The organism is Streptomyces sp. NPDC107454 (assembly GCF_055582885.1).
On the sequence record NZ_JBVJPA010000029.1, the window covers coordinates 1 to 24043 of the forward strand.

A 24043-nucleotide genomic window follows, 5' to 3' on the forward strand; every position below is an offset into this window, starting at 1 on the left:
ACCTCGTCCTTGCCGGATAGGGAGGAGGGGCACATCGCCTTGGGCCGCAGCCGCAGCTGCATCGATCTCAAGATCAGTTACGGGACAGCCCTTAGCCGCGAACCCGATCAACTTGCGGTCGGTGATACGACTCCAGACCTGCTCGGCGCGTGGATGTCTCGTCGATTGCGAGCGGACCCATCGCACCGACACAGCGCCGTCGAGCGGGGCAAGGGTGGTTGGCCCTCTTCGCCCCAGACAGGTCGCTCTGCCCGGTACGGCACGCCGGACCCGCCCTGCCCAGCCCTAGGGCCTGTCGTTTGGATCAGGCCTGGGCCGCGGGGTCTGGCACGCCGGCACTGATCAAGCCCCGTCGCCCGAAACGACCTGATCCAAACGACAGGCCCTAGCCGTAGCGGACCGCCGTGGCCCCGAGCTTGCCGACCCGCAGATCGCGGCATCGGCTCGCGCTCTGCTCTGGTCGGATTTCAGACGTCGCCGGCACCCGCCCTGTGCCACCGCCAAGAGTCACCGGACGAGCTATCGCCATAGCCATGAGAATCGCCGGTTCTGCCCACTGGTGTTCCGGGGCTGTGCAGCCGACCGCCTTCGTCCCTGACTGCCACCCAGAGCGCCGGAGTGACGGTGATCACGGACGCCCTCCGGGCGGTGCTGCGTAGGCTGGTGCCGTTGTCGCGGTGGGACCCGGGAGAGCGGGCGAAGCCCTCCCGCAATCGCCTGACGACGTGTCAGGAAAGTCGGCAAGTGGTCAGCGTGAGTCCTGGAAAACCTTGGGAACGCTGCCCGGGCATGCGACTCGTTGTAGGGTTGGGAAACCGCCCTTGACCTGCAAAAACGCAGGCAGGGAGCCTAAGTCCAGGAGTACCTCGATGATGCGTACCATGTTCAAGTCCAAGATCCACCGTGCCACCGTCACCCAGGCCGACCTGCACTACGTCGGATCGGTCACGATCGACGCCGATCTGCTCGACGCCGCGGATCTGCTGCCGGGTGAGCTCGTGCACATCGTCGACATCACCAACGGCGCCCGCCTGGAGACGTACGTCATCGAGGGCGAGCGCGGTTCCGGGGTCGTCGGGATCAACGGGGCGGCGGCCCATCTCGTGCACCCCGGAGATCTGGTGATCATCATCAGTTACGCTCAGGTCTCCGACGCCGAGGCGCGGGCACTGCGGCCGAGGGTCGTGCACGTGGACCACGACAACCGGATCGTGGCCCTCGGCGCCGATCCGTCCGAGCCGGTGCCGGGCTCGGACCAGGAGCGCAGCCCGCAGGCGGTCACCGTCTGAACCCCGGGCCCGGGGCAGCGGCTGAGCAAGCAGATGACCTGAGGACGCGAGGAGTTGCCCATGAGCGACATAGAGATCCGCGACGACCGAGCGGGCGGCCGCCTCGAGGCGATCGCCGGGGACGAAGTGGTCGGTCACATCGAGTACTTCGTCCTTGAGGCCCCCGCACGCGCCCTCGTCCCCGTGCACACCATCGTGGAACCCGCGCACGAGGGGAAGGGCATCGCGGGCTCCCTCGCCCGTGAGCTGTACGGCATCGCCGCGCGCGAGGGCATCGTGGTCGCGCCCCTGTGCCCGTACGTCGTGAAGTGGGCGGCGCGCCACCCCGAGGAGGCCCCGGCGGCCGACCCGGAGCTGCTCGGAGCGGCGATGGAGTGGCTCGAGGCGCACCCCGGGCGCTTCTGATGAACCGATCGGGTCCGCTCGCCCTGCTGCACACCTCGCCCCTGCACATCCCCGTCTTCGACGCGCTGCGCGACGAGGACCACCAGGGGCTGGAACTGCGGCACATGGTGGACGAGGAACTGCTGGCCCGGGCCCGGCGCGAGGGTCCGGCCGCGGTGGCCGGCGAGGTGCGGGCTGCCCTCGACCGGGCCGTCGTCGACGGGGCGCGTGCCGTGCTGTGCACCTGCTCGACCATCGGCGCCGTCGCCGAGGAGGCGGGCGCCGCGGTACCCGTGCTCCGGGTGGACCGTCCGATGGCCGCCGCCGCGGTCGCCGCGGGCCCCCGCGTGATGGTCGTCGCGACGTCGGAGAGCACCTTGGAGCCGACGGTCGCCCTCGTCGAGGAGGAGGCCCGCACCGCCGGGCGCTCCGTACAGGTCCGTACGTTGCTGGTCGACGGGGCCTGGGCCCGTTTCGAGGCGGGCGACACCGACGGATACGTCCGCAGCGTGGCGGCGGCCGCCGACTCGGTCACCGACGCCGACGCGATCGTCCTCGCCCAGGCGTCCATGACCCCGGCCCAGCGTCTGACCACGACCGCGGTCCCGGTATTGTCCAGCCCCCGCCCCGGGCTCGCGGCCGGTGCGGACGCGGTGCGCCACGGATGGACGCTCCACCAGTAGATATGCCATGGGTGGGCGCGCCACCGGTGCAACGGCCGGGTCCCTCTGGTCCAACTGGTCCGCGCGCCCCGCGCGACGGGGTGACTGGGGGAGCGGTGGCCGGGTACGCGTGGGACAAGTCCAGGGCCGACGTATCGACTGGCTGGAGGACACCATGACGCATCCGAACCCCGATCCGGTGCAACCGGGTCCCACGCCGGGGCCGGGCCCCGACCGCCCGCAGCCCTTCCCGGACCCCCACCCCTTCCCGGACCCGACCCCGGATCCGGGCCCTCACCCCCCACCGAAGCCCACCCCTCCACCGACCCCGGTGCCGACCCCACCGGGCCCCGAGCCGACCCCACCGAGCCCCGGCCCGGTGCCGCCCAGCCCGGGCCCGGTGCCGCCGGGCCCCGAGCCGGTACCGAACCCCGATCCGGGACCCCCGCTCACGTGAACAGCCGAGCGGACTGGTGAACGGGTGAACGGCAGAGGCCGTCACGCCCCGGGTTCCAGGGAGGTGACGGCCTCGGTGGCGCGGAGTACCCGTACGCCCGGTACCCGTATGCCCGTTACCCCTACGTCTGCCTACGCCTCGACCTCCGACCTGTCGCCGCCCCACAGCGTGTGGAACGAGCCCTCCCGGTCGACGCGCCGGTAGGTGTGCGCCCCGAAGAAGTCCCGCTGCCCCTGCGTCAGGGCGGCGGGCAGCCGGTCGGCGCGCAGCGCGTCGTAGTACGCGAGGGCCGCGGAGAAGCCGGGTGCGGGCACGCCCTGGCGCGTGGCGGCCACCAGGACCTCACGCCAGTCGTCCTGCGCCGCCGCGATCTCCTGCGCGAACGTCTCGTCGGACAGCAGGCTCGGCAGATCGGGCCGGGCGTCGTACGCGGCGCGGATCCGGTCCAGGAACACCGCCCGGATGATGCAGCCGCCGCGCCAGATCGCGGAGACGGCACCGAGGTCGATGTCCCAGTCGTACTGGTCGCTGCCCGCGCTGATCTCGTGGAAGCCCTGCGTGTACGACACGATCTTCGAGGCGTACAGCGCCTGCTCCACCCGGTCCGCGAAGGCCGCCGCCTCGGACGCCCCGAGCGGCTTCGCCTTGGGGCCCGCGAGCTCGCGGGAGGCGGCGCGCAGGTCGGCGTGCCCGGACAGCGAGCGGGCGAAGACCGCCTCCGCGATGCCGGACACCGGAACGCCCAGGTCCAGCGCGATCTGCACGGTCCAGCGGCCCGTGCCCTTCTGCTCCGCGCGGTCCTGGACCACGTCCACGAACGGCTTGCCCGTCGCCGCGTCCACGTGCGACAGTACCTCCGCCGTGATCTCGATCAGGTAGGAGTCGAGCCGGCCGGTGTTCCAGGTGCGGAAGATGTCGGCGATCTGCGCGGGGGAGTACCCGGCGACATCGCGCAGCAGCTGGTAGGCCTCGCCGATCAGCTGCATGTCGGCGTACTCGATGCCGTTGTGCACCATCTTCACGAAGTGCCCGGCGCCGTCCGGACCGCAGTGGGTCACGCAGGGAGAGCCGTCCGGCGCCTTCGCGGAGATCTTCTCCAGCATCGGACCGAGCGACGCGTACGACTCCTTCGAGCCGCCCGGCATGATGCTCGGCCCGTTCAGCGCGCCCTCCTCGCCGCCGGACACGCCCGTGCCGACGAAGTGGATGCCCTGGGCCCGCAGGTCGTGCTCCCTGCGCCGGGTGTCCTCGAAGTGCGCGTTGCCACCGTCGATGATCATGTCGCCGGGCTCAAGGAGCGGGGCGAACTCCTGGATCACCGCGTCGGTCGGCTCACCGGCCTTCACCATGATCATCAGGCGTCGCGGCCGCTCCAGTGCCTCGACGAACTCCTTCGCGGTCTCCGTCGCCACGAAGTCGCCCTCGTGGCCGAATTCCTCCACCAGCGCGTGCGTCCGGGCCGCGGTCCTGTTGTGCAGGGCGACCGTGTAGCCGTTGCGGGCGAAGTTACGGGCGAGATTGCGCCCCATGACCGCGAGACCCGTGACGCCGATCTGGGCTGAGTTGCTCATACGGTTGGCTCCTAAGAGATCCGGTAAGAGGACTTGGTATTCATCGGTATCAGTCGGTATCAGTCGGTATCGGTACTGCCGGTGATCCTGCCGTTCCCGTTCGTCAGTACTCCTCCGGCCATCCTGACGTGTCGCAGACGTGTACGCAGAAGAACGACCCGCTGCCTCTCCGGGCGAGGGAGCGCCGCCCGGGGCGCACAGCACGGCCGATTGCGCTCTTGTCATGGCCTGTTCGCAGCGCTTACTTTTGCCGCTCCTGACGCATGTCGAGGGGGCTCCCACATGGCCGTACGCGGCCGGCACCGCCGGTATCAGCCGAACAGGATCAACCGCGCCTCACTCACCGTCACGGCGGGCGGCGCCGGAATGGCACTCCCGCTGATCGGCACCGGCGTCGCGCACGCGGCCGACGTGGACACCTGGAACAAGGTCGCCGCCTGCGAGTCCACCGACAACTGGAGCATCAACACCGGCAACGGCTACTACGGCGGACTCCAGTTCACGCAGTCCACCTGGGAGGCGTACGGGGGGCACGTCTACGCCCCGCGCGCGGATCAGGCCACCAAGGACCAGCAGATCGCCATCGCCGAGAGGGTGCTCAAGGGCCAGGGACCCGGTGCCTGGCCGGTCTGCTCGGTGCGCGCCGGTCTCACGCGGGGCGGGGACACCCCCGACATCACCCCGGCCGCCGAGCGGACCGGCACCAGGTCGGACACCTCGCCCCAGACCACCAAGCGCTCCGTGCGCGACGTCCAGCCGCAGACCACACCCCAGTCGCGGGCCGGCACCGCCGAGATGTACACCGTCGTCCACGGAGACACGCTCTCCGGCATCGCGGGATCCCGCCACGTCCAGGGCGGTTGGCAGCGGTTGTACGACGCGAACCGCAGCACCGTCGGCTCCGACCCGGACCTGATCCTGCCGGGCCAGCGGCTGAACCTGCGGGGCAAGGGCCAGACCCCGGCGCACACGGGGAGCACCCCCTCGTCCGCGCCGAAGAAGCAGAAGACCCCCGACAAGACGTCCACGCACAAACCGTCCCCGCACCAGACCTCCTCGCACAAGACGTCCTCGGACACCGCCAAGAAGACCGACACGCTCGTCGCCCCCGTGCACGCCGCGACCGGCACGCCCTACCGCGCCGCCGGTGCGTCCTGGTCGAAGGGCTACCACACGGGCGTCGACTTCCCGGTGCCCACCGGCACCTCCGTGAAGGCGGTCGCCGCGGGCCAGGTCGTCAGCGCGGGCTGGGGCGGTTCGTTCGGCTACCAGGTGGTGATCCGGCACGCCGACGGCCGTTACACCCAGTACGCCCATCTGTCGGCGATCTCGGTGAAGGACGGGCAGAGCGTGGTGGGCGGCCAGCGCCTCGGCCGCTCCGGTTCCACGGGCAACAGCACGGGCCCGCATCTGCACTTCGAGGTGCGGACGGGGCCCGGTTTCGGCACGGACATCGACCCGGTCGCCTACCTGAGGGCGGGCGGCGTCAGGATTTGACGCGCGTGCGGTGATGGTGGTCCAGCAGGGGCGTCGCCACGACGTAGGGCCCGCACAGGGGGCCGAAATAGGCCAGTGCGGGCGGCGTGTCCTCCTCGGACGACTCGGGTGAGTCGGCCGGGTCGGGCGCGCTCTCCGCGGCCCCCACCATCGCCGCAGCCGGTAGGAAGACGTCCTCGCCGCCGCGGTCCACGCCAAGTCCGTTTACGAGCCCCGCGCCGATTCCGTCTCCGAGCCCGCTGTCGAACCCCTCTCCGAGCCCGGCCCCGAGTCCGCTTCCGAGCCCGCTGTCGAAGCCGTTTCCGAGCCCGGCTCCGAGCCCGGTGCCGATTCCGTTCCGGAGCCCGCTGTCGAACCCCTCTCCGAGCCCGGCCCCGAGTCCGCTGCCGAGGCCCGCGTCGAATCCGTTGCCGAGCCCGGTGTCGAACGCCTCCCCGAGCCCCGCGCCGAGTCCGCTTCCGAGCCCCGCGCCGAGTCCGTCTCCGAGCTCGGCGTCGAACGTCTCCTCGAATCCCGCGCCGAACGCCTTGGCGTGGCTCTTGGTCGGCTCGTCCTCGTGGCCCCGTCCTGTGGACTGCTCGGGCAGCGCCGCGAGCAGCAGTGCCTCCAACGCGGAGTCCGGCGTGGCGGCTTCCGGCGCGGGCTCGGTCTCCGCGGCGGTGAGTGGGGCGACCTCCGCGGTGTTCCGGGCGCTGCCGATCTGCTCGGTCGTGAGCAGGATCAGACCGCCCGCCGCGACGACTCCGCAGGCCAGCGCGAGCACGGTGCCCGTCTCGCCGTAGCGGAAGGTCTCGCCGAACATCGTGATGCCGACGGCGGCCGCCACGACGGGGTTGACGACCGTCAGCGTGGCCAGCGGCGCCGCGAGACCGCCGCCCCGGTAGGAGGCCTGCGACAGCAGCATCCCGGCCGTCGCGAAGACACCTATGAGGACGAGGCTCGGCAGGTCGGCGAGCGAGACCTGGTGCGACCAGTCCACCGCGACGGTCTTGGTGAACACCGAGGACATGCTGAAGGCAATGCCGGACCCCACCGCGAGCATCACGCTGCGCACGGCCGGGTGCCGGTGCGCGGCGCGGCCCGCCACCATGAAGGCCGCCACCGCACCGCCCGACACCACGGCGAGGACCGTGATCTGGGTGTCGCTCAGGGACTGCGAGTCGGCCGAGCCGACCAGGGCGAGCAGGACCGCGAGGCCCACCGTGGCCATGATCGCGCCACGCCAGGCGGTCGCCCCGGCCTTGCGGCCGACGAAGACGGCCGCCATGGGGAGCGCGAACACGATGGTCAGCGCGCCCAGCGGCTGCACCAGGCTCAGCGGGCCGTAGGCGAGCGCCACCACGTGCAGCACCCCGCCGACGCCGCTCAGGGCGACCGCCGCCCACCAGCCGGGGCGGCGCAACGGCGCGTACGTCTGGTCGGGAGAGGTCAGCGCGACCTGCTCCTGGACGATCGCGCCGCCCGCGTACGCAACGGCGGAGACGAACGAGAGCAGGACGGACAGCGCGAGCGCGCTCATGAGTCCCTCCTCTGCGTGCGGCGGGGGCGCTGTGCCCGGCGCGGCGAACGATCGGCCTTCATACCCACTACGATGCCTCGCGCATCCGTTCACGTCGTCGTACCTGAGCAGGCAATGAGTAGTACTGCCGATGGAGTACGACTCGCCCCATGTCCTCCCCTGGGTGGGCGACATGAGAGGGAGACCCTCCGGTGAGAACCCCTAGGGGGCTTGGTACTACTGCTGTTCGTGGACCTCGACCCGGAACTCGCGGCGCTCGGCTCGCTCGGCGGCTTCTTCGTACTACGCACCGGCGTACCGCCGGGCGCCCCGCTGCCGACGCTCGCACAGGCGTACGCGTCTCCCCGGGACGATGATCCCAGAGATGTCTGGTCGGATCCTCTGAATTTTCGTGTCCGGAAGGTCGCGGCGAGTCTGCGGGCGCCCGAGCCCCGCATCGCGGTCTCGGTGACGCAGCAGGGCCTCGCGGCCCGTCTGTGGTCGGTCTCGCTCGGTGCCGCCGCGCTGTACGGGCAGCTGCCGGACCTCGACCCGGGGCTGCTGCGGTGGGATCCGGACGGCAGCGCTCCGGACGACCTGTGGCTGTCCGAGGTGCGCGCCCTGCCGGTGGCGGCGATCGGAGAGGTCGTACGGGACGGCCACCTCGCCCCGCTGGCGGCGGCTCTGCGCACCCGACACCGCATGTCGGAGGGTCTGTTGTGGGGGAACGCGGGCTCGGCGCTCGCGGGTGCCTGGCGCCAGCTGCACCGCTGGGCCGAGGCCAACGGCCGTATCGACGTGGCCGATCGGGCCCGCGCCCTCACTGCCGACCTGTTCACGGATCCCGACCTGGCCGAGACCGTCGACCTCCGTACCCTGCGCCGCCGCAGCTGCTGCCTCTACTACCGGCTCCCCGGCGGCGGCCTGTGCGGCGACTGCTGCTTCGACAGCCCGCCGGGCCGGACGCGGGGCGGGGCTCCGGGCCGTCGCTGAGCACCGCGGTCTTCCCCAAGCGTCCCTTCTGGGTGACCATGAAAGGCACCAGCCGGTATCCGGTACGACGGGGGGCTCTGCGTGCGAGTGGGACTGCTGACCCGGGAGTACCCGCCGGACGTGTACGGCGGCGCGGGCGTCCATGTCGAGTTCCTCGCCCGGGAGTTGCGGACCCTCACGGACCTGGACGTGCACTGCTGGGGCGAGGGCGCCGCGGGCGGCGTCGTGCGCCACCGGTCCTGGTCCTCGCTCGACGGCGCCAACGACGCGCTGCGCACCTTCTCCGTGGACCTCGCCATGGCCGCCGCCCTCGAAGGCCGCGAACTCGTCCACTCGCACACCTGGTACGCCAACCTCGCCGGCCACTTCGGCAAGCTCCTGTACGGCATCCCGCACGTCATGACCGCCCACTCCCTGGAGCCGCTGCGCCCCTGGAAGGCCGAGCAGCTCGGCGGCGGCTACGCCTTGTCCAGCTGGGCCGAGCGCACCGCCGTCGAGGCCGCTGACGCCGTCATCGCCGTGTCCGGCGCCATGCGCGAGGACATCCTCACCTGCTACCCCGCCCTGGACCCGGCCAAGGTGCGTGTCGTGCACAACGGCATCGACACCGCCCTCTACCGCCCGGATCACGGCACGGACGTCCTGGAGCGCATCGGCATCGACACCGCCCGCCCCTATGTACTGTTCGTCGGCCGCATCACCCGCCAGAAGGGCGTGCCCCACCTGCTGCGCGCGGTACGGGACCTGGACCCGGCCGTGCAGGTGGTGCTGTGCGCGGGCGCCCCCGACACCCCCGAGATCGACCGGGAGTTCCGTGATCTCTTCCAGGAACTGAGTGCCGTACGCCGGGGCCTGCACTGGATCCCGCAGATGCTGCCCCGCCCGGACGTCGTCCAACTCCTCACGCACGCCGCCGTCTTCGTGTGCCCCTCGGTGTACGAGCCGCTCGGCATCGTCAACCTGGAGGCGATGGCGTGTGGAACGGCCGTGGTGGCGTCGCGGGTCGGGGGGATACCCGAGGTGGTCGAGGACGGCGTGACGGGTGTCCTGGTGCCGGTCGAGGAGAACTTCGAGGCGGGTCTGGCGCTCGCCCTCGACTCCGTGCTCGCCGATCCCCGGGCCGCCCGGCGGATGGGTGAGGCCGGACGGGAGCGCGCGGTGCGGGAGTTCGGATGGGACGCGGTGGCCCGGCGGACCGTCCAGCTTTACGAGGAAGTCCTCAAACCGGGGTAACCATCTGACAGGCGTAGTTCAAGCAGCGGGGCCGGCCCGGCACAGCGGGCGCGGCTCGACCGGGCTCAGAGGGGCGGCGGCATGCGGCGCGGTGGACCTTCGGTACTGGGAATCGTCCTTGCGGGTGGAGAGGGCAAACGGCTCATGCCTCTCACCGCGGACCGCGCGAAACCCGCGGTCACCTTCGGCGGGACGTACCGCCTGGTGGACTTCGTACTCTCCAATCTCGTCAACGCCGACATCCTGCGCATCTGCGTCCTGACGCAGTACAAGTCGCACTCCCTGGACCGCCATGTCACGACGACCTGGCGGATGTCGAGCCTGCTCGGCAACTACGTCACACCGGTCCCGGCCCAGCAGCGGCTCGGCCCGCGCTGGTACCTGGGCAGCGCGGACGCGATCCTGCAGTCCCTCAACCTCGTGCACGACGAACGGCCCGACTACATCGCGGTGTTCGGCGCCGACCACGTCTACCGCATGGACCCCCGGCAGATGCTCGCCCAGCACATCGAGGGCGGCGCGGGTGTGACCGTCGCCGGGATACGGGTGCCGCGCGCCGAGTCGTCCTCCTTCGGGGTCATCAGCCCCGGCTCCGACGGACAGACCGTGGAGGGCTTCCTGGAGAAGCCCGCCGACCCGCCGGGCCTGCCCGACGACCCCGAGTGCGTCTTCGCCTCGATGGGCAACTACATCTTCACCACCAAGGCTCTGGTGGAGGCGCTCCAGCGGGACGCCGAGGACGTGCACTCGGTGCACGACATGGGGGGATCGATTCTGCCCATGCTCACCGACCGCGGCGAGGCACAGCTCTACGACTTCAGCGACAACCACGTGCCCGGCGAGACCACCCGCGACCAGGGCTACTGGCGTGACGTGGGCACCCTCGACGCCTACTACGACGCCCACATGGACCTGATCGCCGAACGCCCCGCCTTCAACCTCTACAACCGCAGCTGGCCCATCTACACCAGTTCCGGACAGCTCTCCCCGGCGAGATTCAACGCCGGAGGCATCGCGAGCGAGTCGATCGTCAGCGCGGGCAGTCTGATCCGGGGCCAGGTCACGCGGTCCGTGCTCTCGCCGGGTGTCGTGGTCGACCCGGGAGCCGTCGTCCAGGGCTCGATCCTGCACGACAACGTCCACATAGGGAGGGGCGCGGTGGTGCGCGGCGCGGTTCTCGACAAGAACGTCGAGGTGCCGCCGGGCGCGACGATCGGAGTCAACCCCGAGCGCGACGCGGATCTCTACACGGTCTCCAAGGGCGGGGTGATCGCGCTGGGCAAGGGTCGGATCGTGCCGTAGCGGCCGACGGTGACCGACAACGGCCCCGGTGCGTCCGTGCCCATCGGGGTCGTTGTCATGTCCCTGGACAGAGAGCGGAACCCCGTGTTGTCATGCCAACTGCCGTTGGTGACAACGTTGTTCCGTCTGAGCAAGAGCCGCGCCACCCGCCCCACGCCCATCCCGGGCCCGCCCGGCAACCGTCCTCACCACCGTCCCCCCACCCGTCCTCAACGAGGAGGATCCGTGCGTTTCGGACGACTCAGAAACCGACTCGCGTTACTGCTCGCCGCGGCCCTCGGCGCCGCGGGACTCGCCTCCGTGCCCGCCGCGGCCGACGATCCCGTCGCGGTCCACGGACTGAAGGGCGACTACTACACCCAGTCCGCCCCCGGAGCCTTCGACTTCCACGAACTCAAGGCCACCGGCTTCGACCCGCGGCTCGACTTCGACGACCTGGAACCCCGACTGCGCTTCGCGACGGGCCAGGACAACGATGTCAGTGTCCGCTGGACCGGCAAACTCGTACCGGAGAAGAGCGGAGCCACCACCTTCTCGATCATCGGCGACAACGGTTTCCGCCTCTGGATCGACGGCAGACCCGTCATCGACCACTGGGTGGACGACTGGGATCGCGAACAGACCTCCGAGCCCATCGATCTGACGGCAGGTCACGCCTACGACTTCAAGCTCGAGTACTTCGAGCACTACGGCGGCTCCAACCTCCATCTGCGCTGGACCGAACCCGGCGGCGCCAAGGTGACGATCCCGCAGTCGGCGTTCCTGCTGCCCGACGGCTACGACTACGACGGCGCCCTCGCGACCACCGTCCAGCCGGACGGCCGCACCCTCAGGCTCGACTTCGCACGGGAACTGTCCGCGCCCCCGGCCGCCGTCGTCGACCACCTCCAGGCCGTGATCGGCGGCGCCAAGTGGCCGCTGGGAGCCGCCGAGTTGGACCCCGCCGACCCCAGATCCCTCCTCGTCACGCTCAAGGAGCCCGTCGTCGGCAACAGGACCGGCACCGCACGCGGCAACGCCGACCTGCGCTATGACGGCACGGGCGGCCTCGCCGCCGCCGGGGACGGCAAGGCGATCGGCGCCTTCTGGAGCAGCGGCCACAACGGCTCCACGTACGAGCTGCGCACGAAGTGGGCCGACCAGGTCGGACCGGACAACGCCCTGCCGGAATACCCCCGCCCCCAGCTCACGCGTGACGCCTGGCGCAACCTCAACGGGCGCTGGCAGTTCGCCGCCGCCACCGCGGGGGAGCAGCCCCCGGTCGGGAAGACGCTCGGCGAGCACATCCTCGTCCCGTACCCCGTGGAGTCCCAGCTGTCCGGCGTCGAACGCCACGAGGACCGCATGTGGTACCGCCGCACCTTCACCGTCCCGGCCGACTGGCACATCGGCTCGGGCCAACGGCTCCTGCTGAACTTCGGTGGCGTCGACTGGCAGTCCGAGGTGTACGTCAACGGGGTCAGGGTCGCCGAACACCGGGGCGGCTACGACAAGTTCGGCGCCGACGTCACCGACGCGCTGAAGCCCGGCCGCACCCAGGAGCTGATCGTCGGCGTGTACGACCCGACCGACGCCGCGTCCGGCGAGAACCCGCCGCTCGGCAAGCAGCGCCTCGACCCCAGCGGAATCTGGTACACCCCGACCTCCGGCATCTGGCAGACGGTGTGGATGGAGCCGGTCGCCCCGGACCACGTCGACTCGCTCAAGCTCACTCCGGACGTCGACGGCGGCCGGCTCACCGTGGAACCGAAGGGCGTGCGCGAGGGGCTGCCGGTCACGGCGACGGCGTACGAGGGAGGGCGGAAGGTCGCCACCGTCACCGGCCGCACCGGACAGCCGCTGACCTTGAAGATCGCCCACCCGCGCCTCTGGTCGCCGGAGGACCCCTTCCTCTACGACCTCAGGGTGAGCGTCGGGCGCGACCGCGTCGGCAGCTACTTCGGGATGCGCTCGATCTCCGTCGAGAAGGTCGACGGCACCCCGCGCACCGTCCTCAACGGCAAGCCCGTCTTCATGATGGCCACGCTCGACCAGGGGTTCTGGCCCGACGGCCTGTACACGGCACCGACGGACGAGGCCCTCGCGTACGACCTGCGCATGCACAAGGAGATGGGCTTCAACGCGGTGCGCAAGCACATCAAGGTGGAGCCCGACCGCTGGTTCTACTGGGCGGACCGGCTCGGCCTGCTGGTCTGGCAGGACATGCCCGCCATGACCGCCGGGGTGAACCCGAGCGCGGCGGCCCGCGCCGAGTACGAGCGCGAGATGAAACTGATGATCGACCAGCACATCAGCAGTCCGTCGGTCGTGATGTGGGTGACCTTCAACGAGGGCTGGGGCCAGTACGACGAGGGGCGCATCGCCGACCAGGCCAAGGCCTGGGATCCGACCCGGCTCGTCAACGGCATGTCGGGGCTGAACCTGGGCGCCGACGGCGGCGCCGGCGACATCATGGACGAACACGGCTATCCGAGCCCCGCGCTCCCACCGGCTCCCGACGGCAGACGCGCGCTCGTCAGCGGCGAGTACGGGGGCCTGGGGCTCGCCGTGCCCGGGCACGCCTGGTCGGTCCAGCAGTCGTACGTGGACGTGGACCCGTCGACGTACACCGACGACTACCTCGCCCGCCTCGCCGAGGTACGAGCACTCGCGTGCCGGGGCGGCAACGGCGCCGTCTACACCCAGATCTCGGACGTGGAAGGGGAGCTGAACGGGCTCCTCACCTACGACCGCAAGGTCGTGAAGCCGGACGTGGGGAGGTTGAGGGCGGCGCACGAGGCGCTGATCGCCGACGCGTCCCGGGCGACCCCCACGGGCTGCCCGGCACCCTGACGCCTCGGGTCCTTCGAGGGACTGCGCGGCCCTTCGGGCGACCCGGCGCTTCCGGTCCTTCGCGTGGCCGCGCGTCGGCGCGCGTGCCGCGGTCCGGATGCTTATCCTGATCCGACCTCACATGCCCCTTGTGTCCCGCCCCTTTCGCGGGGGGCGGGACTTAATCTGCTGTTAACTGAGCGTAGCTTGATCGTACTTGACCGTAATCGCCTGCCGGGGTTTGACTGCTTGCTCACCCTGTCGTCGAAGCGAGAGCAAGCCGTTGACTCCTGATCTCCTCGCACCACTCGACCTGGCGTTCTGGAACATCGAGTCCGCCCAGCACCCGATGCACCTCGGCGCCCTCGGTGTCTTCTCCGCGCACTCGCCGACCGCGGGCGCGCACGCCGCCGAACTGCTCGCGGTCCGCGCGGCCGGGGTGCCCGGGCTGCGCATGCGGATCCGCGATGTCTGGCAGCCCCTCGCCTTCCCGCCCCACTTCGGGAGCGCGGCCCGGGAACCCGCGCCCGACTTCGAACCTCTCGACCACGTCCGGCTGCACGCACCGACCGCGGACTTCCCCGCCGCCGCGGGCCGGCTCATGGAACGCCCGCTCCAGCGCGGCCGGCCCCCGTGGGAGGCACATGTCCTGCCCGGCGAGGACGGCACCTCGTTCGCGGTGTTCTTCAAGTTCCACCACGCGCTGGCCGACGGCCTGCGGGCACTGATGCTCGCCGCCGCCCTCATGGACCCGCTGGACCTGCCCGAGCCCCGCCCGCGCCCCGCCGAGCCGCCCCGCGGACTCCTCCCGGACGTCCGCAAACTGCCCGACCTGGTGCGCGGAACCCTTTCCGACCTGGGCCGCGCCCTCGACATCGGCAGCTCCGTCGCCCGCGCCACCCTCGGCGCCCGCTCCTCGCCCGCCCTCACCTCGCAGCCCACCGGCACCCGCCGGATCGCGGGCGTCGCCCTCGACCTGGACGATGTGCACCGCGTCCGCAAGAGCGTCGGCGGCACCGTCAACGACGTCCTGATCGCCGTCGTCGCGGGCGCCCTGCGCAACTGGCTCGACGAACGCGGCGACAGCAGCGAGGGAGTCGCGCCCCGCGCCCTGATCCCCGTCTCCAGGCGCCGCCCGCGCACCGCGCACCCGCAGGGCAACCGGCTCTCCGGTTACCTGATACGGCTTCCCGTCGACGACCCGGACCCGCTCGGCCGACTCCGTTCGGTGCGTACGGCGATGGACGCCAACAAGGACGCGGGACCCAATCGGGGAGCGGGCGCCGTCGCGCTGCTCGCCGACCATGTGCCGCCGCTCGGTCACCGCCTCGGTGGTCCCGTCGTCGGCCAGGCGGCCCGGCTGCTCTTCGACATCCTGGTCACCAGCGTGCCGCTGCCCAGCCTCGGTCTGATGCTCGGCGGCTGCCCGCTCACCGAGGTCTATCCGCTCGCCCCGCTGGCCCGCGGCCAGGCGCTGGCGGTGGCCGTGTCGACGTACCGCGGACGGGTCCACTACGGGCTCGTCGCCGACGCACAGGCCGTACCGGACCTGAACCGGCTGGCCCGCGCGCTGACCGAGGAGGTGGAGACGCTGATCATCGCCTGCGGCCCCTGAAACGGCCCGTGGGGACCGGTGATCATCTCGGGTTTGGCGCCTTGCCCCCTTGCTCCGTAAAATTCCGCCTTCGAAAGCGAGCGCGGTTCGAGCGCGGCGCGAGACCCGAGGAACGGCACACGCGATGACGGTGACAGAGGACGGCCAGGCGACTCTCGCCGTCGACACGGCTGAGAACGACCGGGCGGCTTCCGCCGTGGACGGGGAGGCGGTCTCCTACGGGCCGGGCATCGACCCGGAGCGGCTGGCCGTCTGCCTCAGCGTGCTCGACGAGCTCGACAAGATCGAGGTCGACCACCCGGACGCCATCGCCGTGCGCCGCGCCACCGCGGGCGTCTACCGCACGGTCAAGCAGCGCCGCCGCCAGGAGCGCAGGGCCGCCAAGACCGCCCACGACAAGGCCGTCACCGAGTCCACCGCGACCGGTTCCGCCCAGCGCATCGACGACGAGACCGAGGGCATCCTGCCCTCGTCCGTCACCGACGCCGGCGAGATCGCGGGGATACTCCAGCGCCCGCGCTCCTGCTACATCTGCAAGAAGCGGTACGTCGAGGTCGACTACTTCTACCACCAGCTCTGCCAGGACTGCGCCGCCGAGAACCGCGCCCGCCGCGACGCCCGCGCCGACCTCACCGGCAAGCGCGCGCTGCTCACCGGCGGCCGGGCCAAGATCGGCATGTACATCGCGCTGCGGCTGCTGCGCGACGGAGCGCACACCACCATCACCACGCGCTTCCCGAACGACGCGATCCGCCGCTTCAAGGCCATGCCCGACAGCGACGAGTGGATCGGCCGCCTGAAGATCGTCGGCATCGACCTGCGCGACCCGGCGCAGGTCGTGGCCCTGGCCGACTCGGTCGCCGCCGAGGGCCCGCTGGACATCCTGATCAACAACGCGGCCCAGACCGTTCGCCGTTCCCCGGGCGCCTACAGCGAGTTGCTCGCCGCCGAGTCCGGCCCGCTGCCCGCCGGTGAGCTGCCGCCCGCCGAGGTCATCGGCACCTTCGGCTCCGGCGCGGTGGCCGCGCTCCCGGTCGCCGGGGGCGGCGCGCTGACCGCGCAGGACGTCACCGACCTGGCCCTGGTGTCCGGCTCGGCCTCGCTGGAGCGGATCGCGGCCGGTACGGCCATCGACGCGGGTGGCCTCGTGCCCGACCTGCACGACACCAACAGCTGGATCCAGTCGGTCGAGGAGGTCACGCCGGTCGAGCTCCTCGAGGTGCAGCTCTGCAACTCGACGGCCCCCTTCATCCTGATCAGCCGGCTGCGCGCGGCGATGGCGGCCTCCGGGGCCGACCGCACGTACATCGTGAACGTGTCCGCCATGGAGGGCGTCTTCAACCGCGGCTACAAGGGTGCGGGCCACCCGCACACCAACATGGCCAAGGCCGCCCTGAACATGCTCACGCGCACCAGCGCGCAGGAGATGTTCGAGAAGGACCGCATCCTGATGACCGCCGTCGACACCGGCTGGATCACCGACGAGCGCCCGCACCCCGACAAGATGCGTCTCGCCGACGCGGGCTTCCACGCCCCGCTCGACCTGATCGACGGTGCGGCCCGGGTGTACGACCCGATCGTGCGCGGCGAGCAGGGCGAGGACCTGTACGGCGTCTTCATGAAGGACTACGCGCCCGGCAAGTGGTGACCGCGCGCCCGGCCACGGGTGAAACCGCGCCCTCAGCTGCGGGTGAAGGTGCCCAGGCCGTCGTGGTCCCAGGCCTCGACGGTCACCCGCGACGCCTTGGAGCCGCCGGACCCCGGTGAACCCGTACCGACCTTGAAGGTCACCCCCGAGAGCCCGGTCGCGTTCTCGCCGACGGTCCGGAAAGCGAAGGTGTCGCCGTCGTAGTGGGTGAGCCGGAAGGTCGTGTGCTTCGGGCCCAGGCTCATGCTGAGCCCGCCGCCTGCTGCCGTGACGGTCAGCGGCCCGTAGTACGCGTTGTCGTACGTGCCCGTGTACCTGTCGGCGGCGCGGGCCACGGCCCCGTTGCGCGGAGGTCTGGAGTAGTCGGTGGGGGAGCGGTCCTGCTGCTCCTGCTGCCGGTACACCCGGTCGACCAGGGGCAGCCAGTCCGTCGTGGGCTTCCCGTACTGGGCGGTGTCGAAGAAGTTCAGCGCGACCGAGTCGGCGAGGCCCACCGGCGCCCCGTTGGTCAGGACGGCGATGCCGAGCTGCTCGCCGGGCAGCATCGTCACATTGGTGTTGGCGCCGAGTTCGAAGGCGCCGGAGTGGCTGAGGCGCAGCCGGCCCTGGTCGTCGTAGCCGACGTTCCAGCCGAGGCCGTAGAAGCCCGCGCGGCCCGCCGGGGCCTGCGGGGGCTGGGCGACGATCTCGGGCAGGTGGGTGCGCTCCAGCGGTGCGGCCGGGATGATCTGCCTGCCGTCCAGCTTCCCGTTCGCCAGTTGCAGTCGCATCCAGGTGGCCATGTCACGGGCCGTGGAGCTCGCGCCGCCCGCGGGCGACTGGGCGTCGGCGTCCCGGACGTACTTCGGCTGCCAGGTGCCGTCCGCGCTCTTCACATGGGTGACGGCCTTGTCCTTGGCCCGGTCGTAGTCGGAGAAGCGGGAGCTGGTGTTCTTCATGCCGGCGGGGCCGTACAGCGTGTCCTGGGAGAGCTTGTCCCAGGTCGTGTCCTTCGCGTTCGCGACCGCCTGGGCCGCGGCGGTGACCCCGTAGTTGGTGTAGGCGTAGCTGGCGCGGAACGGGCCGAGCGGCTCGTATTTCAGGTGGCCCAGGATGTACGTCCGGTCGTAGCCGAGGTCTTCGAGGAGGTCACCGGAGTGGTCGGGCAGTCCGCTGCGGTGCGAGAAGAGGTCGGCGTAGGTGACGTGCGCCGTGACCCAGGGGTCCTTGAGCGCGAAGCCGGGCAGCTGCGCCGCGACGGGGTCGTCCCAGCCGAGCGACTTGGCGCCGACGGCCCCCGCGACGACGGTCGAGGCCAGCGGCTTGGACGAGGACGCGAGCTGGAAGACGGTGTCCGGGTCGACGGCACCGGACCGTCCCGCCTGACGCTCTCCGAAGCCCTTGAGACAGACCACGCGGTCCTTGTGGACGACGGCCACGGCGACGCCGGGGACGCCGGTCTTCTTCATGGCGTCCCGCACGATCCCGTCGAGTCTGCCGACGGCATCGTCCACCCTGGCCCGGGTGAGCTGCGGGGGCGGCTGGGGAGGCGGGGCCGCCGCGACGGCGGCGGGGGTGTGGCCCGCGCCGAGCAGGGAGGTCGCGGCGGCCGCGATCAGCGCCGCGCATCGGTGGTGTCCCGCCCGTCGCCGCACACCCATGGTCACCATTGAACGCGCGCTGTCAGGCTTTGTCCTGCGGAGACGTACGGCGTCCTGCGGGGCTCGGGCGGCAGCCGGGCCCGAACGGGTGGGAGCCGGTGGGAGCCGGCATGGCCGCTACGCGTCGGGCGCACGCGTCCGCAGGCGTTCGTGGACGGTGTCGGCGGGAGAGTGCGCGGACCGGACCCGGGTCCCGCCGTCGACCAGCAGATCGGCGCCCGTGATCCACCCGGCCGCGTCCGAGGCCAGCCAGACCACCGCCCGCGCGATGTCCTCGGGCCGGCCGATCCGGCCCAGCGGGAGCCCCGCGCCGAGCTCGTCCTCGGCGTTCTCCCAGACGAACCGGGCCATCTCGGTGCGGACGAGCCCCGGGGAGACGGAGTTCACCCGCACCTTCGGGGCGAGTTCGCCGGCGAGCTGCTGGGTGAGATGGAGGAGGGCCGCCTTGCTGGTGCCGTACGCCCCCACGTTCGGCCCCACATGCCCGGCGCCCTCCGTGCACACGTTCACGACCGCGCCGCCGTGCTCGCCCATCCAGGCCCGCCAGACACACTGCACCAACCGCAGTGGGGCCTCCACGTTGAGCGTGAACGCCTCGCGCCAGCGGTCCGGATCGGCGTCCATGAGCGGGCCGTACGGCTGGTTGGTCGCGGCGTTGTTCACCACGACGTCGATGCGCCCGAACTCCCGCAGCGCCAGCTCGGTCAGCTCCCGCAGATGCGCCGGATCGGCCACCGAGCCCGCGAGTCCGACGCCGCCGAGCCGTGCGGCGGCCCGGCCCACCGCGTCCGGGTCCCGGGCCGTCACGCACACCCGCGCCCCCGCCCGGGAGAGCTCCTCGGCGACGGCGAGACCGATCCCGCGCGAGGCCCCGGTGACGATGGCGCTCCTGCCCTCAAGCCCGTACGGCGGCGTCATCCGCGTACCGTCTCATGACGGACCGTCAGTCAACAGCCCCGAGTCGCGAGTGCTGCGCCGCCACCAGCTCCAGCACCGTGCGCCAGTCCTCCAGGACCCCGGCGTCGAGACCGGGGACCCTGCCCGACTCGTCCGCGTGGCGCAGGCTCAGCACGTCGTCGGCGTCCGCGTCGTCGGCCCATCCGCCGGCGTGCAGGCCGACGAGCCGGGAGACCCGCTCGCCGAGCAGCGGCCGGACCAGGTCCGCCGCCAGGTCGGCGTGACCGGTCGTGTCGCCGGGCCGCAGGAGGTGCCCTACGGCGTGGACCAGGCCCGCCACCTGGAGTTCCTTGTCCGCGGGACGACTTCGGCGCAGGAGCGCGGCGGTCTGTAGGGCGTGGTCGTGCAGATCCACTCGGCCGCCACAGCGGCCCGGGGTGTCCCGGGCGCCCCGGCAGGCGTGCAGCAGATCCATCAGCTCCTCGACGCTGCGCAGCTCCATGCGTCAGTCCTCCCGAGTCCTCCCGCGGGAAAAGCCGTTTCCGGGCGCCAGCAGATCATGGCTGCCTTGCGAATCGGCCAACGGGATCTGAACTGCGCGCCGTGTTCAGTGGTGCCCGTGGCCTTCGGCCCCCGGAGTCCCGTGCCCGTGGGCTCCCGGCGCAGGTGCGCGGTGGTGGTGGCCCTCCGCGCCCACAGTCCCGTGCCCGTGGCCTTCCGGCTCCGGTGCCCCGCCCATCATCCGCAGCATCGCCGGGCCGCCCGTGCGCAGGAACCGCCACACCAGGGCCGCCGCCAGCAGCAGGAAGACGATGTTGAGCCAGGTCGTGTAGTTCCAGGAGACACCTTCCATGGGGATCGTCGCGTCGGCCTGGTCGGGGATGAGCCCGAGGCCGCCGAAGAGGAACTCCACGACGTATCCGGCGAACACCATGGCGACGTAGAAGGTGACAAGGAGGAAGCCGGTCATCCGGAGTCCGTAGTACTTCCGGTAGATGTTCAGGATCGGCAGGATCAGCAGGTCCGCGAAGATGAACGCGACCACACCGCCGAAGCTGATCCCGCCCTTCCACAGCACGACGGCCAGCGGCACGTTCCCGATGGAGCAGACGAACGAGGCGATCGCCACGAGCGGGCCGATCAGGGGGCCGATCAGCCTCGCGGCGAGCGGATGGCCGTCCAGGAAGAGGGACTGCCAGAACGCGTCGGGCACCCAGGCCGCGATCGCGCCCGCGATCAGCAGACCGATCATCAGGTCGCGCAGGATCGCCGCCCACTCCATGACGAACACGTGTGCGACAGAGGTGTAGCCGGCGCGCGAGAGCAGCCGGCGCGCGAACGAGCCCTCCGTCTGGATCGACATGTCCATGGCGGCATGCCCTTCCATCGATCCGGCGAGCCCGCGCTCCGCCTGCTCCCGGGCCTCACGCAGCAGCCGTTCGCGCAGAAAGATCCGGAAGAGCACGGCCAGCACGACGATCATGATCGGGCCGCCGACGAACTCGGCGACCGTGAACTGCCAGCCCATCAACAGGGCGAGGATCACGCCGAGTTCGACGACCAGATTGGTGGAGGCGATCTCGAACGCCATCGCCGCGGTGAAGTTCGCGCCCTTGCGGAACAGCGAGCGTGCCAGCGCGACGGCCGCGTACGAACAGGACGAGGACGCCGCGCCGAGCCCCGCGGCCAGCGTGAGCGTCCGCGGCCGGTCGTCACCGAGCAGCCGCACGATCGTCGCGCGGCGCACCACGGCCTGGACGACGGCGGAGAGGCCGAATCCCAGGATCAGCGCCCAGGTGATCTCCCAGGTCATCGACCCGGTGATGGACAGTGCGTGCAGGATCGCGTGCATCGGCCTCACTCATTCCCGTCCGGCTTCCCCGATTTACGCGGGACTATACCCCCTAGGGGTATCAGCCGCCGTGTGGTGGGCAGGCGGGTCGTGCCGGTTCAAGGTTCCGCAAAGACTTCGCAGGGCCGCTCCAAAGGGAGGCCGGGGCTCCGCGGGTCGGCCCATCACCCCTGCCTGGACGCCGGGTTGAGTCTTCCCGCCCTGGTCGCGGGAGGTGTGGCGCTGCGCTGAACGGGTGGCGCGCGAGGGGGGATACATCATCAAATAGACCCAGATCGAGGATCGGTGGATGCTGATTGACGCAAGACGGTTACCTCGTGTTATCAGCCCCATCGAGCGGACACCCGCTCATTTGGTTACCCTGTACCGGACGGACAGCCTGCAGGGGTTCCACCCACACCCAAGGTCCGTCCCGGGACAGCCGGTCACCACGGACTGCTCTCACGAGTTACCGGCGCCACCGCGTCCTTAACTGCCTTCGACTCAGACCCGAGGGGATGTCAGGCGACCGGAAGCAGACTGGCCCTGTACGTCCCGAGGGTGACCCGACACATAAGGAGTGCGCGGTGACACCGGAGAAGACGAATCTCGATCAGCGCCCCAAGGACCGCACGGAGCGCGGAGGCCGGCCCGAGAAGAAGCTCGGCAGCCTCGACGTGTGGGCCAGGTCCGCCCCGATCCGCCTGGCGGGGTACGAGGACGACCTCGCCGAGCCCCACATCCTGCCCAGCGTGGACTGACCGCTCGCGGCGGGACTCATCGCGATCGCTGACGGCATGGGCGTGCCAGACTCACGTCCATGCTGATCAGAGAAGCCGCGGCCGACGACTGGCCGCGGATCTGGCCTTTCTGGCACCGGATCGTCGCCGCGGGTGAGACCTACACCTGGGACCCGGGCACCTCCGAGGAGGCGGCCCGGGCCCTGTGGATGGCACCGGGCAAGCATGTGTACGTCGCCGAGGACGCCACCGGAGCGGTCGTCGGCTCGGCCTACGTCACCCCCAACTACGGCGGCCCCGCCGCGCGCGTCGCCAACGCCGGATTCATGGTCGACCCCGACCACGCCGGGCTCGGCATCGGGCGCGCGCTCGCCGAGCACGTCCTCGCCGCGGCGAAGGCCGACGGCTACCGGGGCATGGTCTTCAACGCTGTCGTGGAGACCAATCCCGCCGTCACGCTGTGGACCGCGCTCGGCTTCACGATCCTCGGCACCGTGCCGGACGCCTACGAGCACCCCCGGCACGGGCGGGTGGGACTGCACATCATGTACAAGGCCCTGTGAATCTCCCGCGCACTCCGGGGGGCACCGCGCTCCTCAGTCCAGTGGCGCCGTCCGCCGCCACGGCCGCAGTTCCTCCAACTGACCCGCCAGCTCCAGGAGTTCCAGCTCGGATCCGGGGCGTCCGACCAGCTGTACGGCCGCCGGTGCCCCGCTCGGCAGGGTCCCGAACGGCACCGCCATCGCGGGCCACCCGGTGAGGTTCCACGGCGGCGTCAGCGGCGAGTAGTTGGTGTTGACCAGCACATTGCGCAGCCAGCCCCGCTCGTGCCACGGTGCGGTGGCCGGCCCCCGCCGGGCCAGTGCCGGGGTGAGCAGCACGTCGTGCTCCGCGAAGAACGGCTCCAGACGCCCGCGCAGCTGCTCGCGGCGCTCGCCCGTGCGTACCCCGGCCACGAAGCGGCGCCCCACGGCGGCGTGCACCCGAGTCCGCCGGGTGAGCCGGCGCGGGTCGAGGTCCTCGGCGTCCACCGCGGTGCCCGCCGTCCAGTGCATCAGCGCGGCGGTGCCCAGCCAGTAGGGGTACGGCGGGTCGGCGGGCCGCACCTCGTGGCCCGCCCGGGCCAGCAACTCCCCGGCCTCCCGGGCGGCGTTCGCGTACGGGCGGCCGACACCCACGCCGACCAGCGGACTGCGGACGGAGACGGCCACCTTGCGGACGAGGTTCCCCGAGGGGCGTATCGCCTCGGTGTCCGACAGGACCGCGAACATCAGGCGGGCGTCCTCGACCGTCGTCGCGAGCGGCCCGTTCTCCGACATGCCGAACCAGTCGCCGTGACCGATACCCGCCGGGATCGTGTCAGGGCCCGGCTTGAGGCCGACGATGCCGCAGTTGGCCGCCGGGATGCGCAGCGAACCCATCCCGTCGTTGCCCAGCGCGATCGGCACCATCCCGGCGGCGACCGCGGCCGCGCTGCCTCCCGAGGAGCCGCCCGCCGTCCGCGAGGTGTCCCAGGGGTTGCGGGCCGTGCCGTGGACACCCTCGGAGGTGCCGAAGACACAGAGCTCGGGCACGTTGGTGAGACCCACGACCACGGCGCCCGCCGCGCGCAGCCGCGCCACCGTCGGATGGTCGTGATCGGCGGGGGTGTCCGCGGTCGCGGCGGAGCCGTTGCGGTTCGACTCGCCGCGCACCGCGAGGTTGTCCTTGACGGCCACGGGCACCCCCGCGAGGGGGAGTTCGGCCAGGTCCGCGCGGCCGGCCAGCTCGTCGGCCGCCGCGAGGGCCGCCTCGGCCCGTACGACACGGAAGGCACCCACGCGCGCGTCGAGCCGCTCGATCCGCGCGAGGTGGTCGGCCACCACCTCGCGGGGCGTGGCCCGCTTCTCGCGTACGGCTGCGGCGATCTCGGTGGCGGTCCGGCCGACCCAGCTGGTCACGGGTGCTCCTCGGGGACAGGGGATTACTGGTGAGT

Annotated in this window: 18 protein-coding genes and 1 pseudogene; 12 read left to right on the forward strand and 7 right to left on the reverse strand. The window is 71.4% G+C overall.

Annotation, left to right across the window (positions count from 1 at the left end; translation table 11 throughout):
• Nucleotides 1–869: 869 nt before the first annotated feature.
• Genes panD through ACZ69M_RS46840 form a run of 3 tightly spaced genes read left to right on the forward strand, consistent with a single transcriptional unit; the run spans nt 870 to nt 2356 of the window.
• Nucleotides 870–1289: an aspartate 1-decarboxylase gene (gene panD / locus ACZ69M_RS46830; RefSeq protein WP_470059825.1), complete on the forward strand. Its 420-nt coding sequence runs from the start codon at nt 870–872 to the stop codon at nt 1287–1289.
• Between the two features lie 60 nt (nt 1290–1349).
• Nucleotides 1350–1694, forward strand: a complete 345-nt coding sequence (locus tag ACZ69M_RS46835; protein WP_470059826.1) for a GNAT family N-acetyltransferase — start codon at nt 1350–1352, stop codon at nt 1692–1694.
• Nucleotides 1694–2356, forward strand: coding sequence for an aspartate/glutamate racemase family protein (locus tag ACZ69M_RS46840; protein ID WP_470059827.1), 663 nt, complete (start codon nt 1694–1696; stop codon nt 2354–2356). The genes ACZ69M_RS46835 and ACZ69M_RS46840 overlap by 1 nt, the downstream gene beginning before the upstream one ends.
• A gap of 567 nt (nt 2357–2923) precedes the next feature.
• Here the strand turns inward: ACZ69M_RS46840 and gndA are convergent.
• On the reverse strand, nt 2924–4363 hold the full coding sequence (gene gndA, locus ACZ69M_RS46845; RefSeq protein WP_470059828.1) for an NADP-dependent phosphogluconate dehydrogenase: 1440 nt from the start codon (nt 4361–4363) through the stop codon (nt 2924–2926).
• Between the two features lie 282 nt (nt 4364–4645).
• Between gndA and ACZ69M_RS46850 the strand changes: the two genes are divergently transcribed.
• Nucleotides 4646–5860 (forward strand): transglycosylase family protein, encoded by a 1215-nt coding sequence (locus tag ACZ69M_RS46850; RefSeq protein ID WP_470059829.1) that lies wholly within the window; start codon nt 4646–4648, stop codon nt 5858–5860.
• Between the two features lie 663 nt (nt 5861–6523).
• Here the strand turns inward: ACZ69M_RS46850 and ACZ69M_RS46855 are convergent.
• Nucleotides 6524–7379 (reverse strand): annotated as a pseudogene (locus ACZ69M_RS46855) (DMT family transporter); the annotation flags it as partial.
• 228 nt (nt 7380–7607) lie between these two features.
• On the opposite strand from ACZ69M_RS46855, the gene ACZ69M_RS46860 reads away from it, so the two are divergent.
• The 6 genes from ACZ69M_RS46860 to ACZ69M_RS46885 all read left to right on the forward strand — a co-directional run bounded on the left by ACZ69M_RS46860 (nt 7608) and on the right by ACZ69M_RS46885 (nt 16960).
• Nucleotides 7608–8351, forward strand: a complete 744-nt coding sequence (locus tag ACZ69M_RS46860) for a (2Fe-2S)-binding protein (RefSeq protein WP_470059830.1) — start codon at nt 7608–7610, stop codon at nt 8349–8351.
• 81 nt (nt 8352–8432) lie between these two features.
• On the forward strand, nt 8433–9584 hold the full coding sequence (glgA, locus tag ACZ69M_RS46865; RefSeq protein ID WP_382139283.1) for a glycogen synthase: 1152 nt from the start codon (nt 8433–8435) through the stop codon (nt 9582–9584).
• Between the two features lie 81 nt (nt 9585–9665).
• Nucleotides 9666–10886 carry a glucose-1-phosphate adenylyltransferase gene (gene glgC / locus ACZ69M_RS46870; protein ID WP_054234963.1) on the forward strand — a complete coding sequence of 407 codons (1221 nt, stop codon included), beginning with the start codon at nt 9666–9668 and terminating at the stop codon, nt 10884–10886.
• A gap of 225 nt (nt 10887–11111) precedes the next feature.
• Entirely contained in the window at nt 11112–13718 is a 2607-nt protein-coding gene (locus tag ACZ69M_RS46875) for a PA14 domain-containing protein (RefSeq protein WP_470059831.1), read from the forward strand.
• A 262-nt stretch (nt 13719–13980) separates the two neighbouring features.
• A complete protein-coding gene (locus tag ACZ69M_RS46880; protein WP_470059832.1) occupies nt 13981–15312 on the forward strand; it encodes a wax ester/triacylglycerol synthase family O-acyltransferase in 1332 nt (443 codons plus the stop codon).
• 124 nt (nt 15313–15436) lie between these two features.
• Complete coding sequence (locus ACZ69M_RS46885; protein ID WP_470059833.1) at nt 15437–16960, forward strand: SDR family NAD(P)-dependent oxidoreductase; 1524 nt, start codon at nt 15437–15439, stop codon at nt 16958–16960.
• Between the two features lie 32 nt (nt 16961–16992).
• Here the strand turns inward: ACZ69M_RS46885 and ACZ69M_RS46890 are convergent, their stop codons facing one another.
• The 4 genes from ACZ69M_RS46890 to ACZ69M_RS46905 all read right to left on the reverse strand — a co-directional run bounded on the left by ACZ69M_RS46890 (nt 16993) and on the right by ACZ69M_RS46905 (nt 21349).
• On the reverse strand, nt 16993–18609 hold the full coding sequence (locus tag ACZ69M_RS46890) for a serine hydrolase (RefSeq protein WP_470059834.1): 1617 nt from the start codon (nt 18607–18609) through the stop codon (nt 16993–16995).
• A gap of 108 nt (nt 18610–18717) precedes the next feature.
• Nucleotides 18718–19518: an SDR family oxidoreductase gene (locus tag ACZ69M_RS46895; RefSeq protein ID WP_470059835.1), complete on the reverse strand. Its 801-nt coding sequence runs from the start codon at nt 19516–19518 to the stop codon at nt 18718–18720.
• A gap of 25 nt (nt 19519–19543) precedes the next feature.
• Nucleotides 19544–19999, reverse strand: a complete 456-nt coding sequence (locus ACZ69M_RS46900) for a hypothetical protein (protein ID WP_403698205.1) — start codon at nt 19997–19999, stop codon at nt 19544–19546.
• A gap of 105 nt (nt 20000–20104) precedes the next feature.
• On the reverse strand, nt 20105–21349 hold the full coding sequence (locus ACZ69M_RS46905; RefSeq protein WP_470059836.1) for a permease: 1245 nt from the start codon (nt 21347–21349) through the stop codon (nt 20105–20107).
• A 566-nt stretch (nt 21350–21915) separates the two neighbouring features.
• On the opposite strand from ACZ69M_RS46905, the gene ACZ69M_RS46910 reads away from it, so the two are divergent.
• Nucleotides 21916–22089 carry a hypothetical protein gene (locus ACZ69M_RS46910; protein ID WP_470059837.1) on the forward strand — a complete coding sequence of 58 codons (174 nt, stop codon included), beginning with the start codon at nt 21916–21918 and terminating at the stop codon, nt 22087–22089.
• A 59-nt stretch (nt 22090–22148) separates the two neighbouring features.
• Complete coding sequence (locus ACZ69M_RS46915) at nt 22149–22631, forward strand: GNAT family N-acetyltransferase (RefSeq protein WP_470059838.1); 483 nt, start codon at nt 22149–22151, stop codon at nt 22629–22631.
• A 33-nt stretch (nt 22632–22664) separates the two neighbouring features.
• On the opposite strand, the gene ACZ69M_RS46920 is transcribed toward ACZ69M_RS46915, so the two are convergent.
• Entirely contained in the window at nt 22665–24008 is a 1344-nt protein-coding gene (locus ACZ69M_RS46920) for an amidase (protein ID WP_470059839.1), read from the reverse strand.
• Between the last annotated feature and the right edge of the window lie 35 nt (nt 24009–24043).

Excerpts from the sequence above, each read along its gene's own strand:
- ACZ69M_RS46840 (WP_470059827.1), top strand. The coding sequence starts at position 1,694 with ATGAACCGATCGGGTCCGCTCGCCCTGCTGCACACCTCGCCCCTGCAC.
- ACZ69M_RS46885 (WP_470059833.1), top strand. The coding sequence starts at position 15,437 with ATGACGGTGACAGAGGACGGCCAGGCGACTCTCGCCGTCGACACGGCT.
- ACZ69M_RS46850 (WP_470059829.1), top strand. The coding sequence starts at position 4,646 with ATGGCCGTACGCGGCCGGCACCGCCGGTATCAGCCGAACAGGATCAAC.
- ACZ69M_RS46835 (WP_470059826.1), top strand. The coding sequence starts at position 1,350 with ATGAGCGACATAGAGATCCGCGACGACCGAGCGGGCGGCCGCCTCGAG.
- gndA (WP_470059828.1), bottom strand. The coding sequence starts at position 4,363 with ATGAGCAACTCAGCCCAGATCGGCGTCACGGGTCTCGCGGTCATGGGG.
- ACZ69M_RS46905 (WP_470059836.1), bottom strand. The coding sequence starts at position 21,349 with ATGCACGCGATCCTGCACGCACTGTCCATCACCGGGTCGATGACCTGG.
- ACZ69M_RS46915 (WP_470059838.1), top strand. The coding sequence starts at position 22,149 with ATGCTGATCAGAGAAGCCGCGGCCGACGACTGGCCGCGGATCTGGCCT.
- ACZ69M_RS46890 (WP_470059834.1), bottom strand. The coding sequence starts at position 18,609 with ATGGTGACCATGGGTGTGCGGCGACGGGCGGGACACCACCGATGCGCG.
- glgC (WP_054234963.1), top strand. The coding sequence starts at position 9,666 with ATGCGGCGCGGTGGACCTTCGGTACTGGGAATCGTCCTTGCGGGTGGA.
- ACZ69M_RS46895 (WP_470059835.1), bottom strand. The coding sequence starts at position 19,518 with ATGACGCCGCCGTACGGGCTTGAGGGCAGGAGCGCCATCGTCACCGGG.
- ACZ69M_RS46900 (WP_403698205.1), bottom strand. The coding sequence starts at position 19,999 with ATGGAGCTGCGCAGCGTCGAGGAGCTGATGGATCTGCTGCACGCCTGC.
- panD (WP_470059825.1), top strand. The coding sequence starts at position 870 with ATGATGCGTACCATGTTCAAGTCCAAGATCCACCGTGCCACCGTCACC.